This window comes from Ruegeria sp. BB1 (assembly GCF_056539465.1).
The window spans coordinates 386,500-404,544 of record NZ_JBQFVB010000001.1; the positions used below are offsets into that span (position 1 = coordinate 386,500).

15 protein-coding genes are annotated in these 18,045 nt (G+C 58.4%); 10 read left to right on the forward strand and 5 right to left on the reverse strand.

The genetic code is table 11. The annotated features are described in order from the left end of the window. The first annotated feature begins 149 nt into the window (after positions 1 to 149). From dusB to ntrX, 5 genes are all read left to right on the forward strand, one after another. A complete protein-coding gene (dusB, locus tag ACR0AL_RS02020; RefSeq protein ID WP_226688378.1) occupies positions 150 to 1,133 on the forward strand; it encodes a tRNA dihydrouridine synthase DusB in 984 nt (327 codons plus the stop codon). Further along, complete coding sequence (locus ACR0AL_RS02025; RefSeq protein ID WP_170348889.1) at positions 1,130 to 2,197, forward strand: two-component system sensor histidine kinase NtrB; 1,068 nt, start codon at positions 1,130 to 1,132, stop codon at positions 2,195 to 2,197. Before dusB ends, ACR0AL_RS02025 begins: the two co-directional genes overlap by 4 nt. Positions 2,198 to 2,214: 17 nt before the next feature. Next, the gene (locus tag ACR0AL_RS02030; protein ID WP_170348888.1) at positions 2,215 to 3,582 is read left to right on the forward strand and encodes a response regulator; all 1,368 of its coding nucleotides are present in this window, start codon (positions 2,215 to 2,217) and stop codon (positions 3,580 to 3,582) included. A gap of 99 nt (positions 3,583 to 3,681) precedes the next feature. Continuing rightward, positions 3,682 to 5,970, forward strand: a complete 2,289-nt coding sequence (locus ACR0AL_RS02035) for a sensor histidine kinase NtrY-like (protein ID WP_480661778.1) — start codon at positions 3,682 to 3,684, stop codon at positions 5,968 to 5,970. Next, entirely contained in the window at positions 5,967 to 7,376 is a 1,410-nt protein-coding gene (ntrX, locus tag ACR0AL_RS02040; protein WP_170348886.1) for a nitrogen assimilation response regulator NtrX, read from the forward strand. Before ACR0AL_RS02035 ends, ntrX begins: the two co-directional genes overlap by 4 nt. Before the next feature lie 12 nt (positions 7,377 to 7,388). Here ntrX and ACR0AL_RS02045 read toward each other — a convergent pair whose 3' ends face one another. Further along, a complete protein-coding gene (locus ACR0AL_RS02045) occupies positions 7,389 to 7,871 on the reverse strand; it encodes a hypothetical protein (RefSeq protein WP_170395977.1) in 483 nt (160 codons plus the stop codon). Between the two features lie 96 nt (positions 7,872 to 7,967). Between ACR0AL_RS02045 and trkA the strand changes: the two genes are divergently transcribed. The 4 genes from trkA to hflX all read left to right on the forward strand — a co-directional run bounded on the left by trkA (position 7,968) and on the right by hflX (position 12,517). Next, the gene (gene trkA / locus ACR0AL_RS02050; RefSeq protein ID WP_170348884.1) at positions 7,968 to 9,344 is read left to right on the forward strand and encodes a Trk system potassium transporter TrkA; all 1,377 of its coding nucleotides are present in this window, start codon (positions 7,968 to 7,970) and stop codon (positions 9,342 to 9,344) included. Beyond that, positions 9,344 to 10,882 (forward strand): TrkH family potassium uptake protein, encoded by a 1,539-nt coding sequence (locus tag ACR0AL_RS02055; protein ID WP_170348883.1) that lies wholly within the window; start codon positions 9,344 to 9,346, stop codon positions 10,880 to 10,882. The genes trkA and ACR0AL_RS02055 overlap by 1 nt, the downstream gene beginning before the upstream one ends. Positions 10,883 to 11,006: 124 nt before the next feature. After that, positions 11,007 to 11,246, forward strand: coding sequence for an RNA chaperone Hfq (gene hfq, locus ACR0AL_RS02060; RefSeq protein ID WP_010440340.1), 240 nt, complete (start codon positions 11,007 to 11,009; stop codon positions 11,244 to 11,246). Continuing rightward, positions 11,246 to 12,517, forward strand: a complete 1,272-nt coding sequence (gene hflX / locus ACR0AL_RS02065; RefSeq protein ID WP_480661780.1) for a GTPase HflX — start codon at positions 11,246 to 11,248, stop codon at positions 12,515 to 12,517. The genes hfq and hflX overlap by 1 nt, the downstream gene beginning before the upstream one ends. Positions 12,518 to 12,520: 3 nt before the next feature. On the opposite strand, the gene ACR0AL_RS02070 is transcribed toward hflX, so the two are convergent. The 4 genes from ACR0AL_RS02070 to hemB all read right to left on the reverse strand — a co-directional run bounded on the left by ACR0AL_RS02070 (position 12,521) and on the right by hemB (position 17,380). After that, the gene (locus tag ACR0AL_RS02070; RefSeq protein WP_170358723.1) at positions 12,521 to 12,916 is read right to left on the reverse strand and encodes an SgcJ/EcaC family oxidoreductase; all 396 of its coding nucleotides are present in this window, start codon (positions 12,914 to 12,916) and stop codon (positions 12,521 to 12,523) included. 108 nt (positions 12,917 to 13,024) lie between these two features. Beyond that, positions 13,025 to 15,487 carry a penicillin acylase family protein gene (locus ACR0AL_RS02075; RefSeq protein ID WP_480661782.1) on the reverse strand — a complete coding sequence of 821 codons (2,463 nt, stop codon included), beginning with the start codon at positions 15,485 to 15,487 and terminating at the stop codon, positions 13,025 to 13,027. 175 nt (positions 15,488 to 15,662) lie between these two features. Further along, positions 15,663 to 16,238, reverse strand: coding sequence for a lipid-binding SYLF domain-containing protein (locus ACR0AL_RS02080; protein ID WP_480661784.1), 576 nt, complete (start codon positions 16,236 to 16,238; stop codon positions 15,663 to 15,665). 143 nt (positions 16,239 to 16,381) lie between these two features. Continuing rightward, positions 16,382 to 17,380, reverse strand: a complete 999-nt coding sequence (hemB, locus tag ACR0AL_RS02085) for a porphobilinogen synthase (RefSeq protein ID WP_480661786.1) — start codon at positions 17,378 to 17,380, stop codon at positions 16,382 to 16,384. 120 nt (positions 17,381 to 17,500) lie between these two features. Here hemB and ACR0AL_RS02090 point away from each other — a divergent pair, with 120 nt between their 5' ends. Continuing rightward, positions 17,501 to 18,025, forward strand: a complete 525-nt coding sequence (locus ACR0AL_RS02090; protein WP_170348877.1) for a component of SufBCD complex — start codon at positions 17,501 to 17,503, stop codon at positions 18,023 to 18,025. Positions 18,026 to 18,045: the final 20 nt, after the last annotated feature.

Below are 18,045 nucleotides of genomic sequence, written 5' to 3' on the forward strand. Positions count from 1 at the left end.
AGGGTGCGGTGAATGCAGAGGCAATCACCCACGTAAAGTTGCCTAAAAAATAGGCACATGATGATTTAGCGGGCTTGAAGGTCGCCGTTTTGTTGTTCATATGCGCTCAATTCGATATCAAAGCCGCAACTGCCCAAGGATTAAGCACGTTGACTCTGCTCCTCGCTGACAAAGCCCTGAACCCGCCGGTCTTGCTGGCACCGATGGCCGGAATCACCGACCGTCCGTTTCGCGATCTAGTGATGCGTTTTGGCGCGGGCATGGTCGTGAGCGAAATGGTCGCCAGCCAGGAGATGGTTCAGGCCAAGCCTGGCGTGCGGGAGCGGGCCGAACTTTCGGCAGATGTTGAGAACACCGCCGTTCAACTGGCGGGGCGTGAAGCGCATTGGATGGCCGAAGCCGCCAGGCAGGTGGCCGATCGCGGGGCGCGGGTGATCGACATCAACATGGGCTGCCCGGCCAAGAAGGTGACGAACGGTTATTCTGGGTCAGCCTTGTTAAAGACGCCGGATCACGCACTGACATTGATCGAGGCGGTTGTCGAAGCCGTTAATGTTCCGGTGACTCTGAAAACCCGACTGGGCTGGGACGACAACCTGCTGAATGCGCCCGACGTGGCGAGACGAGCCCAGGATGCGGGTATTTGTATGGTCACGATCCATGGCCGTACGCGTTGTCAGTTCTACAAGGGCAGTGCCGATTGGCGGGCGATCCGCGCGGTGAAGCAGGCGGTGTCGATCCCGGTTATCGCGAACGGGGATATCGTGGATACGGACGCCGCGCGTGTTGCGCTGGATCAATCCGGCGCGGATGGAGTGATGGTCGGACGTGGGGCGCAGGGCAAGCCGTGGTTGCTGGCGCAGATTTGTCATGATCTCTATGGCGCAGCCGCGCCGGAAGTTCCGGCGGGTGACGACCTGATCGAAATGGTACGTGCGCATTATCAGGCGATGCTTGGGTTCTACGGGTCCGATCTGGGCCTGCGCGTCGCGCGCAAGCATCTGGGCTGGTACATGGATGAGGCCGGCACACCCGCCACCCTGCGCCGTTCCGTTCTGACTGCGCGCGATACCGACGAGGTGTTACGCCTGCTGGGTGATGCGCTGAACACAGATGCAGAGGCGGCGGCATGACCTCGGATCAGGATATTTGGACCTCGCTGCCGGTTCCCGCTTTCATCATCAACGCCGAAGACCGGATTGCCGATGTGAATTCGGCTGGCGAAGGGTTTCTGAACGCATCGCGCAAAGCTGTTGTCGGGCATCCGGTCTGGGATCAGATTGCCGTGGATGCCCCGCTGGAAGAAGCGTTTGAACGCGCGCGTGAACATGGCACGCCGTTGTTCGTGAACGATGTGGATGCAGGGTCGGGCAACCGGGCCCCGCTGCAATGCGCATTGCAGATTGCGCCTTTGGTCGGGCATCCCGGATCGATGATCATGATCATCTCACCGCGTGAGCTGGCCGGGCGAATGACCTTGGGCAATACGGTGAAATCCGCAGCGCAGTCCGCCATCGGCATGGCCGAGATGCTGGCGCATGAGATCAAGAATCCACTGGCCGGGATCACCGGCGCGGCGCAATTGCTCAGCATGAATATCCCACCGCAAGACCTTGAACTAACGGATCTTATTGTCGCTGAAAGCCGCCGCATCGTTAAGTTGCTGGAACAGGTCGAGCAATTCGGAAACCTGCAACAACCTGATTTCAAACCGGTCAATGTTCATGACGTCCTCGACCGCGCGCGCCGGTCGGCGCTGCTGGGGTTTGGCGCGCATATGAAAATTATCGAGGATTACGACCCTTCGTTGCCGCTGGCCTACGGAGACCCGGATCAGTTCCTGCAGGTGGTGTTGAACCTGCTCAAGAACGCCTCGGAGGCCGCTGACCCCAAGGGCGGAACGATCCGCTTGCGCACCTATTTCGAACACTCCTTCCGGCTGCGACGCAATGACGGGTCGGGACATTCTCTGCCGCTGCAGATCGAAATTATCGACGATGGCCCGGGTCTGCCCGAGAAGATCCGTGGGGATATTTTTGATCCCTTCGTTTCAGGCAAGGAAAACGGCACCGGCCTTGGGCTGGCGCTGGTCAGCAAGATCATCTCGGACCATGACGGCTGGATTTCTGCCGACTCGGTACCGGGCCGCACGGTGTTCCGCATCTCGCTGAGGCGGGCACCAAAAGACGCAATGTAAAACAAGGAGAGCACCCGATGGATGGTACAGTACTGGTTGCAGATGACGACCGCACGATCCGCACTGTTCTGACGCAGGCCCTGACGCGGGCAGGGTGCAAAGTTCATGCGACCTCGTCGCTGACCACGTTGATGCGCTGGGTTGGCGAAGGCAAAGGCGACGTCGTGATCTCAGACGTGGTCATGCCGGACGGTAACGGGTTGGAGATGCTGCCGAAAATTTCGCAGGACCGTCCCGGTTTACCGGTCATCGTGATCTCGGCCCAGAACACGATCATGACGGCGATTCAAGCGGCTGAGGCGGATGCCTATGACTACTTGCCCAAGCCCTTCGATCTACCCGATCTGATGAAGCGGACCGCTCGGGCGCTTGAGCAGAAGCAACATGTGCAGACCGAAGCGATCGAAGTTTCCGAAGATCGCCCCGAAGAACTGCCCCTTGTTGGGCGTACACCAGTGATGCAGGCGCTGTACCGGTTGGTCGCCCGGGTGATGAATACCGATTTGTCGGTGATGATATCTGGGGATAGTGGCACAGGTAAATCATTGATTGCACGCGCTATTCATGATTTCTCGGATCGGCGCACATTGCCGTTTTTAACCGCCACTGCGGCGGACCTGCGCGATCTGGAAGGGCCCGCACGCATCATGGCGCGCGTACGTGGCGGCACACTGTTGATCGATGAGATTGCTGATATCGAAGACGAATTGCAGGCACGCATCGTGCGTATGATGGATGCGCCCGGTGATCACGTTCCGCGCTTCATGGCCACCAGCCAGTCGGACCTGACCGAAGCGATGGAGAATGGGCGGGTGCGCCAAGATCTGTATTATCGCCTGTGCGGCGCAACGGTGCATGTGCCCGCCTTACGCGAGCGGGTGGACGACATCATCTTGTTGGCCGATCACTTTCTGGCGCGCGAAGAGCGTGAGCATGGCGCCAAACGCTGGCTCAGCCCTGATGCTGTAGAGCTGTTTCGACGTTATTCGTGGCCGGGCAATGTGCGGCAGCTGGAAAACGCCGTGCGCCGTCTGAGCCTGACCAGCCGCACCGACGAGATTACCAAATCTGAGGTCGAAATGGTTCTGGGCAGCCAGCCCGAGGCCGAACCGATTCTGGGCGATGGTGAACGTGAGAAATTATCGGCCTCAGTTGCCCGTCATTTGCGCCGATATTTCGACCTGCACGGAAATCTCTTACCGCCTCCGGGTCTGTATCAGCGGATTTTGCGCGAGGTCGAGGCGCCATTGATAGAACAGGCTTTGGACGCAACCGGCGGAAATCAGGCGAAATGTGCGGATCTGCTGGGGATTAACCGGAATACGCTGCGGAAAAAGATTACAGATCTCGATATTCAGGTGACACGCCGACGCAAACTGATGTAATATCGCCACACAAATCGTGGCATCTGGGTTCTCACCCGGCAAGGACCACGACATATGGCGGTACGTCGCGCAAGCGACACATCAGGATGAGGGCAGACGGTGGCAACCCGGGCACAGAGCGGGCCGATTCCAGCGATAAATCGGTGGCGGAAATCCCGAAAACTGCGCAATTTCGGCACTTTGGGGCTGGTTCTTCTGGGCCCCGCGCTGGCGTTGTCGACCTATCTTGTCATCGGTCCTTTTGATCTGGGGGCAACGGCCCCAACACTGCGCCTGATCCTTCTGGCAGATTTGGTTTATGTGCTGGTCGTGGCCGCCCTTGTTCTGGGGCAGGTCTTCAACCTGATCGCGGCGCGCCGGGCGAAATCCGCGGGCTCCCGTCTACACCTTCGATTGATTGGCGCATTCACGCTGTTGGCTCTGGTGCCGACTGTCACCGTTGCGATCTTTGCGGGGTTGACGGTGAATATCGGCTTGGAAGGGTGGTTTTCGGATCGCGTACGTCAGGTGGTGGGCTCGTCCCTGACCGCGGCCGAAGCATATGAGTTGGAACACCGGCAGGGTCTGACACAGGACGCAACCATTCTTGCGCGGTACCTGGATAATGCGCGTAACCGTGACTTTTACATTTCGGACGCGGAGCTGCGCGAAGTTCTTGCGCAAGGACAAGCGCAGATTCAACGTGGTCTGCGCGAGGCGTATGTCATTGATGGTATTGGCGAAATCAAGTCGCGCGGGGATCGTTCTTATCTATTCGATTTCGAGGCCCCCACACCTGAACAAATGATTCAGGCCACAGATGACGGCGTCCTGATCATCGCCGATTGGCAAAATAATGAATTCCGCGCGCTTGTTCCATTGCAGGCTTTTCTGGACCGGTATCTGTATGTCAGCCGCGAGGTGGATGGACAGCTATTGACGCTGCTGGACGATACCAAGGAAACGGCGCAATTCTACCAACAGTTGGAAAGCGAACGGGGCAGGGTGCTGTTCGAATTCGGGCTGCTGTATCTGGGCTTTGCAGTGATCCTTATTCTGGCGGCCATGTCGCTGGGCATGTGGTTTGCCGAACGCCTCTCGCGCCCGGTGGGTCGATTGACCACGGCTGCTCAACGCGTTGGTGCGGGTGATCTGAGTGTGCAGGTGATCGAAGAGGCCAACGATGATGAAATTGCAATGTTAGGCCGTTATTTCAATCAGATGACGCGACAACTTAAAGGGCAGCGCGACACGTTGCTTGAGAATACCCGCCAGATTGAACGCCGTCGGCGCTTGTTCGATTCTGTGCTTAGCTCGGTGACTTCGGGCGTGGTTGGCGTTGACCCAGATGGCTGCGTGACATTCGTGAACCGTTCGGCTGAGCGGTTGCTGGACTGGACGCGCGTGGATGAGCAGCTTGCCATCGGAATTGCGGTGCCGGAGTTCCTACCGCTGTTTGAAAGCCTAAAGGAAAGTGGGCAAGAGGCCGTGCAGGGTGAGATCAAGGTCACCCGCAAAGGTCAACTTGAAAACCTGCTGGTCCGCATGGCGACCCGCCGTGGCGAAGATGGCGGGCTTGAGGGGTATGTGGTTGCTTTCGATGATGTGACCGATCTGGTCAGTGCGCAGCGGATGGCCGCTTGGGGCGACGTCGCGCGGCGGATCGCGCACGAGATCAAGAACCCGCTAACGCCGATCCAACTGAGCGCTGAGCGCATTAAACGCAAATTCGCACGCAAGCTGAATGAAGAGGATTGCGATAGCCTTGAATCCATGACCGACGTTATCGTGCGGCAGACAAATGATCTACGGCGGATCGTAGACGAGTTTTCGAAATTCGCACGGATGCCGGAACCAGACAGGCGCGAAGAAGACGTCGTCGGACTGGTGCGCGAGGCAGTACTATTGCAGCAGGCCGGGCAGCCGGACGTGCAAATCGATGCAACGCTGCCGGATCAACCGATATTGACGGATGTGGACGCCACGATGCTGAATCAGGCTCTGACTAATCTGATCAAGAATGCCGGTGAGGCCATTGAAACACTGAAACAAAAAGGCCCACCAGAAAACCTGAAGCCACAGATAAAGGTGGACGTGATCAGCGATGACGCGGGTACGGTGATTACCATCGCTGACAACGGCATTGGACTGCCCGAAGACCGGGCGCGACTGTTCGAGCCGTATGTGACCACAAGGGACGAGGGCACAGGTTTGGGCCTGCCCATCGTCAAAAAGATTATCGAAGAACATGGCGGGGCGCTCACTCTGGAAGATGCACCCGTCTTTGACGGACAGGACCATTTTGGTGCGATGGCCGTGATCCGTTTACCGGGGGGAAATCTCTCTCCGACCGCAGCGCCACAGAAGCAGGCAATTCATACAAACAAACTGAAAGCAGGCCAAAGATGAGTGACATTCTGATCGTAGATGACGAACGCGATATTCGCGAGCTGGTGTCCGACATTCTGGAGGATGAAGGCTATTCAACCCGGCTGGCTGGCAACTCGGACGAGTGCATGGCCGAAATCAATTCTGAACCGCCGGGGCTGTTGATACTGGATATCTGGCTGAAAGACAGCCGCATGGACGGGATCGACATTCTGAAGGCGGTGAAACGCGACAACCCCGACGTGCCGGTGGTGATTATTTCCGGCCATGGAAACATTGAAATTGCCGTGGCGGCGATTAAGCAAGGGGCGTATGACTTTATCGAAAAGCCCTTTAATATCGACCAGTTGATGGTGGTGATCCGACGCGCCATGGAAACCTCGCGCCTGCGTCGCGAGAATGCCTCGTTGAAGCGCAAAGAGGTCACCAATTCGGATATGATCGGCAAGTCCGCGTCTTTCCGCGCGATGCAAAGCCAGTTGGACAAGGTGACCAAGTCGAACGGTCGTGTGATGCTGAGCGGCCCTGCCGGATCGGGCAAGGAAATCGCTGCGCGGTATATCCACGCGCATTCCAACCGCGCCAATGCGCCCTTTGTGACCGTGAATTGCGCCGGGGTTGAACCCGAGCGTGTGGAAGAAGTTCTGTTTGGCCGCGAATCCTCGGAACGCGGCATCGAGCCCGGCCTGTTGGAAGAGGCCCATGGCGGTGTGGTCTATTTCGACGAGGTGGCCGATATGCCGATGGGCACGCAGTCCAAGATATTGCGTGTGCTGGTCGATCAGCAATTCCAACGTGTTGGTGGGTCGGACAAGGTGCGGGTTGATCTGCGGGTAATCTCATCAACCAACCGCGATCTTGAAACGGAAATCGCCGCCGATCGGTTCCGTGAAGAATTGTATCACCGCCTGAACGTGGTGCCGATTGCGGTGCCGTCGCTGGAAGAACGGCGCGAGGATATCCCAGTTCTGGCGCAGCATTTCATTGAGATGTGTAATGAAACGCAGGGGCTCGCGATGCGTGAGATCTCGGAAGAGGCGGTGGCGCTGTTACAGACCATGACCTGGCCAGGTAATGTGCGGCAGCTCAAGAACCTGATTGAACGCGTGCTGATCCTGGGGGACGATTCTGGCCCGATCGAGGCCAAGGAATTGCCCGCCGAAGAAGAAAAGACCGACGACTCGGGTCGTGTGGTGCTATCGGGTGCGTTGGCAACCTTGCCCCTGCGCGAAGCCCGCGAGGCGTTCGAGCGGGAATACCTGCTGACCCAGATCAACCGCTTTGGCGGCAATATTAGCCGTACCGCCAGCTTTGTCGGGATGGAGCGCAGCGCGCTGCACCGCAAACTAAAATCGCTGGGGGTTGTGACCTCGAACAAATCGGGCGCGCGAGTGGCACAACTGGACGAACCGGAGCCGGCGGAATAATCCGCCGGGCCGTTACCCCGCCTGACCGGGATCGATGATCTGGAACGACCCGTTGTCGAATTTCACATAGCACGATTGGGTGCCTATCGGTGGCAATGTCGTGGTGGCCACGGCGGGCACCCGTGATTTCACGTTCTGCTTGCAAGGCGGCAGGCTGATCGGGCGAAACCCTTTTTTGGCCATGCACTGGGCCTCGACCTGATTGCGCAATCCTTGATTTGCATCGACGCTGTAAACCTGACCGGGCTGCCACCAGCCGGGCGAGCGGTAACAGCGCCCCCGCCCATCACAATAGGTGCGCCCGGGCCAATACGTGGGCGGGCTTTGACGTATCTGAGTGGCCACCGGAACCTCTTCCAGCGCCTTAACCTGGCATTGAGTGGTCTCAGCTTGAAGGCGCGTAACGCTCTCACCTTCACGATAATACAGTGAAAGGGGGCCTTCGCAAGCGGACAGGACCATTAATGGAATAATCAAACGAAGTACTGATTTCATAGGCTTATCTTGCCTTAGCTTTGCCGGTATGACAATTCAATTGACCGCTTTGGGGGCATCTGTCATTCAAAGATTTCAGGCAGAAGGGCCAAAAACATGAAGGTCATCATTTGCGGTGCGGGTCAGGTCGGCTGGCAGATTGCACGGCACCTTTCGGGCGAGCTGAACGATGTGACGGTGGTGGACAACAACCCTGACCTGGTGCGTCGCGCGACCGAAACGCTGGATGTGCAGGGGATTGCAGGGTTTGCCAGTTATCCGGACGTGCTAGAGCGGGCAGGCGCCCGTGACGCCGACATGATCATTGCCGCGACCCATTCGGATGAGGTGAATATGGTCACCTGTCAGATGGCGCACTCCATTTTCTCGATCCAGCGCAAGATCGCGCGCTTGCGCTCGAAATCCTATCTCGAGGCGATCCACTCGGACCTGTTTCGTCGCGATCACCTGCCCATCGACGTGGTAATCAGCCCTGAACGCGAGGTGGCAGCCGCTGCCATGCGCCGCCTGTCCGCACCTTCGGCCTTTGACACGGAAATGTTCATGGATGGTAAAGCCCAGTTGCTGGGCATCCGCATCGAAGAAGACTGTCCCATCGTCAATACGCCGCTACGGCAACTAACAGATCTGTTTTCAACACTCAGCTCTATTGTCGTGGGGGTTCGGCGCGACGGCAGCCTGTTTGCCCCGGAATCCGAGGACCAGTTGTTCGTTGGCGATGAATGTTATGTCTTCAGCAATGTTCAGGACGTTGACCGCACGATGGAGGTCTTTGGCAAGACCCAAAAGAAACAGGACCGCGTCGTGATCGTCGGTGGCGGTAACGTCGGGCTTGAGGTTGCGCGCACGCTGGAAGAGCGTGAAAGCCGAGTGCGCGCCAAAATCATCGAACGGGATCGCAGCTGCGCCGAACATGCCGCTGAAGCATTGGAACGAACGATTGTTCTGAATGGCGACGGGCTGGATGCCGCACTATTGCGCGAGGCGGGCATCGAACGGGCCGATGCGATGCTGGCGGTTACTGATGATGACCGGGCCAACATGCTGGTCGCTGTGCGCGCCAAATCCGAAGGTTGTGCGCTGGCGATTGCGTTGATCAATGATCCAACAATGGTGGCGCTGATGGGCCCGCTGGGGATCGATGCTTATATCAACCCGCGTGCCACGACCGTCAGTTCAATCCTGCGCCACATTCGCCACGGGCGGGTGCGGCAGGTCTATTCCATTGGGGATGCCGAGGCCGAGGTGATCGAGGCCGAGGTGCTGTCGACCTCGCCGCTGGCCGGGCAAAAACTGCGCGACATTGATTTCCCCGAAGGCGTTCTGGTGGGTGCCGTGCGCAAGGGGGATGAGGTGCTGCGCCCCACTGGCAGCCTGCGGATCGAGGAAAAAGATGTCGTGGCGATCTTTGCCATGGCTAAGGATGTGCCCGAGGTCGAGCGGTTGCTGCAGGTTTCGATCGATTTCTTCTGATGATGCGCGCGCGAACACAGCAGATCGGTTTGGTGCGGCGCTTGCCGCTGTTCCTGCTGATCTGGGCGGTGTTTTCGCTGTCGATGTGGGTGCCGGCGATCTATGCGCTGGCGCTGGATGATCATGACACGTCGCGGTCGTTCTTCTATTCCGGTTTGTTAGGGCTGTTCGTGGTGGCCTCGGTCGGGTTGGCGTCATCGAACCGGGTGCCGCGAAGGGGCACGTTGGGGCAGTTGGCCGTGTTGTTGGGGTGTTTTACGGTACTGCCCTTGTTTCTTGCCATTCCGCTGCACGATGCGTTGGGCAATACCACTTTCTTGAACGCCTATTTCGACATGGTCAGTGCGCTGACAACCACGGGCGCTGACATTTTCCCAGACCCTGATCGCCTTACGGCCCCGCTGCACCTTTGGCGGGCGTTAGTGGGTTGGATGGGCGGCTTGCTGATGTGGATTTCGGCTGCCGCGATTCTGGCACCGCTGTCGTTGGGCGGGTTCGAGGTGACCGCACGTGGGCAACCCGGCCGTCCGGTCTCTGGTGTTGCACAAAGTGAAAAGGTCGATCCGCGTGGACGATTGATCCGAGTGACTCGCACGCTGACGCCAGTTTATACAGGTCTGACGGCGGTGATCTGGCTTTTGCTGCTGATCGCAGGCGAGCAAGGACTGACCGCCATCTGTCATGCGATGTCCACAATGGCTACGTCCGGAATCTCTCCGGTCGGTGGGCTTGAGGGCGCACAGGCTGGTTTCACGGGTGAGGCGATCATATTCTTGTTCCTGTTCTTTGCCCTGTCCCGACTGACCTTTTCCACGGATACCGCCACCACCGGGTATTCGCGGCTGGACAAGGACCCAGAGTTTCGGATCGGTCTGCTGATCGTCATCGCCGTTGCAACGCTTTTGTTTTTTCGTGTGTGGGCGGGCGTCAATGAAATCGGTGGGACACTGAGCCCGATTGATGCGGTGTATGTGTTCTGGGGTATGGTGTTCACGGCACTGGCTTTCTTGACGACGGCCGGGTTCGAAAGCGCCAACTGGAATGATGCACAGCAATTATCAGGGCTGGGGACGCCCGGCCTGATCCTTATGGGGCTGGCCCTGATAGGAGGGGGAGTCGCAACCACGGCGGGCGGCGTCAAACTGCTGCGGGTATTCGCTTTGTACCTGAATGGTGCGCGTGAGATTGACCGGCTGATCTACCCCTCATCGGTCAGCGGCGTAGGGGGTGGCAATCGACGCATTCAAAGCGACGGAGCCTTTATCGCCTGGATCTTTTTGATGATGTTCGCACTGACGGCCGCCTTGTTCAATCTGCTGCTGGCGATGATGGGGGCAGGGTTCGAACAGGCCATGGTCCTGACCGTTGCGGCGCTAAGCACGACGGGTCCGGTGATTGAATTGGCCACGGATATTCCCATCCGCCTGGTGGACCTGTCGCTTGGGGCCAAACTGACAATGTGTGCAGCGATGGTGATCGGACGGCTGGAAACACTTGCAATCATTGCCTTGATTACGCCAACCCTTTGGCGGGATTAAGCTTCGGCATTCCAGAATTGACTGATTTTTAATCTGGAATATCTGTGCGCAGCACTCCATACTCCTGCGGAGGGAGCGCGTTGGTCCGCAGCGCGTAGCAAGAACAATGGCGAGATAATAAAATATGGCTTCGGACAGACAGAATCTGCAGGACGCGTTCCTGAACAATGTACGGAAAGCAAAGGTCCCGGTCACAATATTCCTGATCAACGGTGTGAAATTGCAGGGTGTGATCACCTGGTTCGATAATTTCTGTGTGCTGCTGCGCCGCGACGGACAGTCGCAGCTGGTCTACAAGCATGCGATTTCGACCATCATGCCGTCGCAACCGATCAGCCTGTATGAGGGCGAAGACGCCTCTTGATGGAACACGATAGGACGCGCACCCGGGCTTGGGTGCTGCATCCGGAAATCAAATCTGATGAACAGCGCCGCGTTCCTGAACCGGCGCTGGACGAGGCGGTGGCGCTGGCTGCCGCTTTGCCTGATCTGGATGTGATCGGGTCTGAAATTGTGCGCTTACAACGCGCCCAGCCGGGATTGCTTTTCGGCAGTGGCAAGATCGAGGAACTGGCCGAGCGGCTTCATGATCACGAGATCGAACTGGTTCTGATCGACGGACCGGTATCACCCGTGCAACAGCGCAACCTTGAGAAGGCTTGGAAGGTCAAGATCCTCGACCGAACCGGCCTGATCCTTGAGATTTTCAGCGACCGCGCCCGCACCCGCGAAGGTGTGTTGCAGGTCGAGATGGCAGCGCTCAGCTATCAGCGCACGCGGCTGGTGCGGGCCTGGACCCACCTTGAACGCCAGCGGGGCGGATTGGGGTTTGTAGGCGGTCCCGGTGAAACCCAGATCGAGGCCGACCGCCGTGCGATTGATGAACAACTGGTGCGTCTGCGGCGGCAGCTGCAAAAAGTTGTCAAAACCCGCACGCTGCACCGCGCTGCCCGTGCCAAGGTACCGTATCCGATTGTGGCCCTGGTGGGCTATACAAACGCCGGGAAATCCACACTGTTCAATCGCCTGACCGGGGCCGAGGTGATGGCCAAGGACATGCTGTTTGCCACGCTGGACCCGACCATGCGCCGCGTTGAGTTGCCCGACGGTCCTGAGGTGATCCTGTCGGACACGGTGGGTTTCATCTCGAACCTGCCGACCGAACTGGTCGCGGCTTTCCGGGCGACACTCGAAGAAGTTCTGGGCGCCGATATCGTTGTCCACGTACGCGACATCAGCCATGAGGAAACCGATGCACAGGCGCAGGATGTCGAGGCGATTTTGACCTCGCTGGGCGTCGACCAAGAACGCCCCCGGCTGGAGGTGTGGAATAAGATCGACTTACTGAATGACGACGAACGCGAGGCCGCGTTTAAACGAGCCAAACGTGATCCGTCGATATTCGCCATTTCGGCGGTAACCGGCGAAGGGGTAGACCCTCTGCTGGCCGAGATTGCAACCAAGCTGCAGGGTGCGCGACACGAAGAGATACTGTCTTTGGGATTTGCCGAGGGCAACAGGCGCGCCTGGCTGTTTCGACAGGATGTCGTGCGGTCCGAAAAGCAGACCGAAGACGGGTTCGAAATCACTGTATTGTGGACGGACAGGCAGGCGGCGCAATTCGCCGGGATTTAGCAATCAACCCCCATCAATCTGACGCTGCATATCCTCGACGTCGAACCAGCCTTGCGAGGATAGAACTTTGTAGTCTTCGGTCAGGTCCCATTCTTCCCAGCCCCGTGTGACGACGAGATTGCCGGTTTTGGTATGGTGGCCTTCGAAGGTCCAAACAAAGATAGCGTGGGGCCCAGCCCATCGCATCATATCGCAGCGTAGCTCAAGATCGGGAAAGTCTGATTGAAATCCACGGGCCATTTCGGCGATCGCGGCGCGGCCTTTCAGCGGTTCAGCCCGGTTCATGGATATCTGCCCGTCGGCGGCAAAAAAGCTGGCGACTGCATTATGATCACCCGAACTCCAGGCGATTGCATAGTCGCGCGCAAGGTTGTTCAGCCTATCCCGAATACTCGCCATTTGTGCCCCCGGTCCCACATAATCCGCTGACAGATCGTATGCGAAAACGGCACTCGGCGTCCACGGGGGCGGGTAGCAGGGGGCAAGGTCTTGCCGAAACAGCGGAATTCAGCGCGGGATCAGGTTGGTCACTCCGACGGCCGCAGCGCGCGCCAAATCCAGGTCCAGTGACATCGGGATATACTCGCCTCGCCGCCATAGCTGAGCCTGATCATCATAATAGCGCGACAGGAAATGGCCCGACTGGCCGGTTGCCGTAATAAACACCGAGCTGTCCGGGTCCGCAAAGTCATAAACACCGCGATAACCTGCTCCATGTACGTTCTGAAACGGGTCCTTGCCCTCGCCCGAGGTACGCCCGCGTAGCAGGGTGTTGTCGCCGCCGCTGGTAGATTGCCGGATATTGACGAAGAACCGCAAAACCGGAACCGAGCCCAGTACCGGGTGATCGTGTGTTGCCTGATGCGCATCGCCCCAGCGCAGGGATTGCAGTGCGGTTCCATAGTTTTCGGCGATCCAGATCAGCGCATCGTCCAGCGCCAGCCGCGCCATGTCGGTGCAGGTCTCAGAGGGGGCACTTTGGCGTACGTCACACCAGACCGACGCGCCATCGATGTCGCGGTAGACGCGCTCGATGAACAGCGGCTCGACATGTTTGTATTCGGCGGCCAGTGGGCCCAGCTCGTCCGAGATTAGACGTATTTGCAGCGCCCTTAGCCACGCGGCATAGATCAGCGGTTCGGGCAGGTGCTCGTTCATCTCACCGTTCCATTCGGCCAGCAAGGACAGGGCGATCTGGCGCTGACGTACCGGGGTGCCTTCGGGGGCGGATGCGCCGGTAAACCAAAGATCCGCGCCGATCAGCGGCAGCAATGAGCGGGCGGTAAAGCTGACGGTATCCAGTTGTGCCTCGATAAAGCTGTCGCGCGTGTGAACCTCGCGCGATTGCATCAGGCGTTCCCAGCGATGAACGCGCTGGGTGTCGCCCCATTCATACGAGACATGCAAGGGGAAGGGGCGGTCGATGATCTTGTTGTTTGTGTTGCCCAGAATACCACCTGCGGGGGCCACGAATTCGGGATTGTCGGCATAGGGCAGGCGACCTTGCCAGAGGTTTTCGGCCAGCCAACCGGGTGTTGGGATGCGGCCACGGCTTTGGTTGCGCAGGTCGCGTTTGGGCATTGCGCCAATCAATTTCAGACCGATCGTGTCCTTGTCGACCAGCGACAGGTTTTGCGAGGGCGAAATGAACAACTCGCCCACATCAATGGCCTCGCGAACAGTGTCGGCATTCATCAGGGCCATAGACGCCGTCATCGACGTGTCGCGCGGGCTAAGCGCCGTCCAAGACAACGAGGCGACATGACCCGGAGGCGTGATCGTATCCAGATTGTAATGACTTCCAGGCAGGACCGGGCCATTTTCCGTCCAACGCAGGGTCAGGGTGATGGGGGTCTCGTCCTTGATCTCGATAATCGAGGGGCGGGTGCGGAACTTTTTGAAGCCATCCGGCGACAGATATTCCTCGGTGTTGTCGGGGTTCAACTGCTCGATATGTACGTCCTGATCGTCCAGGTAGGACGACGTCAGACCCCAGCCTAAACGATCGCTGCGCCCGGTCATGATGGCAGGAACACCGGGAATAGTTGCACCAATCACGCCACCTTTGGCCAACTCCAGCCGCGCCAGATACCAGACACCGGGGGCAGTGAACCCTAGATGCGGGTCATTGGCCAACAACGTTCCCCCACTGGCCGAGCGTGAGGGCGCGGCGGTCCAGGCATTGGACGCTCCGGCCAATCCTCGTTTCGGAAAAGGCGACAGCGGCGTGTCGGGCATAGGTGTGCCGCGGGCGTAACGGGGCAGCCCTGGAAACAAAGCGGCATATTCTGGCAGGGCAGCAATACCGGCCCCCGGCACATTCGGCAGGATATCGGTCAACCGCGCCGGATCGTTCAGCATTAATGAAGTACGGGCACGCAGCACTTCGTCCTCAAGATGGCCGGACAGTTGCAGACCCATCAGCTTGATCACCGCAATGCTATCGCCCGGTTGCCAGGGCGAAACGGGCGCGTTGAACAAAAACATCTCGGGCGCACCACGGCCAAGGGCGGCTTCGTTGATCTCATCCAGCCGCGCGTTTACCCCGGCGGCATAGGCGCGTAAGGCGGTTTTGGTGTAATCGTCCTGCGCCTCGACCGAGCGGTGGGCCAGACCGTAAAGGTCCAGTCGGCGCAGCAGCTTGTCGATGTGGACGGTACGCGCGCCGAAAATTTCCGACAGGCGCCCCTGGGCGGTACGGCGCATGACCGTCATCTGCCACAGACGGTCCTGCGCATGGGCATAGCCCAGACCGAAGAACACATCCGGGTCATTTTCGGCCAGGACATGAGGGACATTGGCGGTATCGCGGATGATCTCGACCGGGGCGTTCAGCCCCCGAACCTCGACCGTTTGATCGTAATCCGGCAGGGACTGGCTCGCCAGGAAATACACCAATGCCACAGCGGCCAAAGCCAGCAGGACCAGACCCGTTGTAATGCGTACGAGCCAGCGAAAAACAAATCCCATCTGCGGCCTACAATCCTGATCCTATTCCGATTGAGGTCAGACTAGATGATGGCTGGATCGACCGAAAGAGGAACAGCCCGGGAATATTCGTGTTTACAGCGCTATAAATGAAAAACCCCGCCGCAGCTGGGAACCTGTGGCGGGGACTAATGAGGGGGGAGTGGTAGTCCGATGTTTAAGGAATGATCCGCGTGTATTTGGTGCCTTCGACAGTGGCGCCGAATTTCAAACCGGCTTGGCCGAATACCACCGCCAGCACAGGCGAACGCAGAGTCGTTGTGTCAGTGGACAGGGAGTTTCCAGTTGCATCCACCACATAGCCAATATCGGCACCGGCAGTCCATCCGCTGGAACGGCGGAAATCGTTCAGTGCGTCCTGGGTCATGAAGAACAGGACATGTGCATATTGTTGCGCGCCGATTTGCAGGCCGGCGGTTCCGGAAATTGCAGAATAGTAATCAACCGTTGCGCCCTGAATGCGCAAGGCGCCTTGGCCGTAGGCGCCACCAAAGAAGATTAATCCGGCGTCGGTGATCAGGGGCATGATCAACATGCCGTTGGCTTTGTTTGCGATCTCAACCGTGTTGGGATATTTCGCATACATTTCGGCCAGTGTGGCATCGACGCGGGCATCGATGGTGGCGGCGTTGGAATTGCCGACACCGTTGCCGCAAGCTGCGGTTACCGTCAAACCGGCCATGCCAAAGGCAAAGCCACGACGGCTTAGTTGGGGTGCATTGGAACTGCTCATGTCTTTTTTTCTCTGTATGACTGCCTGATATGTCGGGTGTTCCCGATCTTATGTGCAAGAATACGCCGATTGCCGTCGCGTGTCACGGGAAAGCTGAGTGGCAGCGGATCACAATCGGCGAAAAATTGCGACAATTGGGGGCATTAGCCTTGCAAGGCGCGCGCGACCTGTGGGGCGAAATAGGTGAGGATGCCGTCGCAGCCAGCGCGCTTGAAGGCCAACAGGCTTTCCAGCATCACCCTGTCACCATCGATCCAACCGTTCCGTGCCGCGGCCTGTATCATCGCGTATTCACCCGACACCTGATAGGCATATGTCGGCGCGCCAAAGGTGTCCTTTACCCGTCGGCAGATATCCAGATAGGGCATGCCGGGCTTGATCATCACCATATCCGCACCTTCGGTCAGATCGCGTTCGATCAGGCGCAGGGCTTCGTTCGAATTGGCCGGATCCATCTGATAGGTCTTCTTGTCGCCTGTAAGCGCGCCCGAAGCACCGACCGCATCACGGAAGGGTCCGTAAAAGGCGCTGGCGTATTTCGCGGCATAGCTGAGGATCATCACGTTCTGGTGCCCAGCAGATTCCAACGCCCGGCGCATTTCACCGATCCGCCCATCCATCATGTCGGACGGACCGATGATATCGGCACCTGCCTCAGCCTGTGCCAACGTCATCCTGACCAACGCCTCGATCGTCTTGTCGTTCACAATTTCGCCATCGATGACATAGCCGTCGTGACCGTTGATGTTGTATGGGTCCAGTGCCACGTCGGTCATTACCGCGATATCCGGGGCTGCGGCCTTTATGGCGCGGATGGCCCGGTTGGACAGATTGTCAGGGTTCCAGGCCTCGGCGCAATCCTCGGTTTTCAGGTTGGCGTCGGTGTAGGGAAAGATGCAGATCGCTGGGATTCCCAACGCCTGCGCCTCAACCGCGGCCTTAGCTATCAGGTCCACCGACCGGCGCATCACACCGGGCATCGAGGGCACGGGCTCCTCCACACCCTCGCCGTCGCGCACAAAAACCGGCCAGATCAAATCATCTGTGGTCAGCGTATGTTCCCGAACAAGGCCGCGCACGGCCTGCGATTGGCGCGCCCGGCGGAAACGGGTCAGGGGATAGGGGGCGATGGTCGGCTTCATGTCGCGCTCTCCTTGAATATTCCCGCATTGGGTGGCATGAATTCCACGTGGTCTCAAGGGTAACGATGGTCGCGCCTGCGCAGTGAAGGCCCCTAAGGACAGTGAACAAAGGGCTGACGCTTGGACTTATTCTCTACGCTTTTCGAAATTATCGACATGCGCAGCTTTTCGAATCTGTGGTATTGGATCGGGCTGGCCGTGCTGTGGTCGTCCACAAGCCACTGGACGCTGGGTGTGCCTTATGATCTGCTGGTGCGCGCGCGCCGTGTCGGCGGCGAAGCCGAGCGTGATTTTCTGGACATCGTGCGGATCAACAAAAACCGGATACTGTATATCGTTGAGGTATCGGGGCTGGCCATTCTCGGGTTGAGCTGTTTCATCTTCACCGGTCTGGCGATGCTTGGGTTCGTTTACGGGGTTGAATTCGCGCAGGCTGTGTTCTTGTTGTTATTCCCGGTCTGTATTGTGATGCTGATCAACATTTCGGCGGCGCGAAAGCTGCAGGCCGGCGACGGGACATTGGAGTTTACCGGCAAGATTTTGACCCGCTGCCGGATTTATACGCAGATTATCGGCATGATCTCGATCTTGATCACGTCGCTTTGGGGCATGTATCAGAACTTTTCGATTGGTGTTCTGGGGTAGGAAATTCGGAAAGGCGAGGG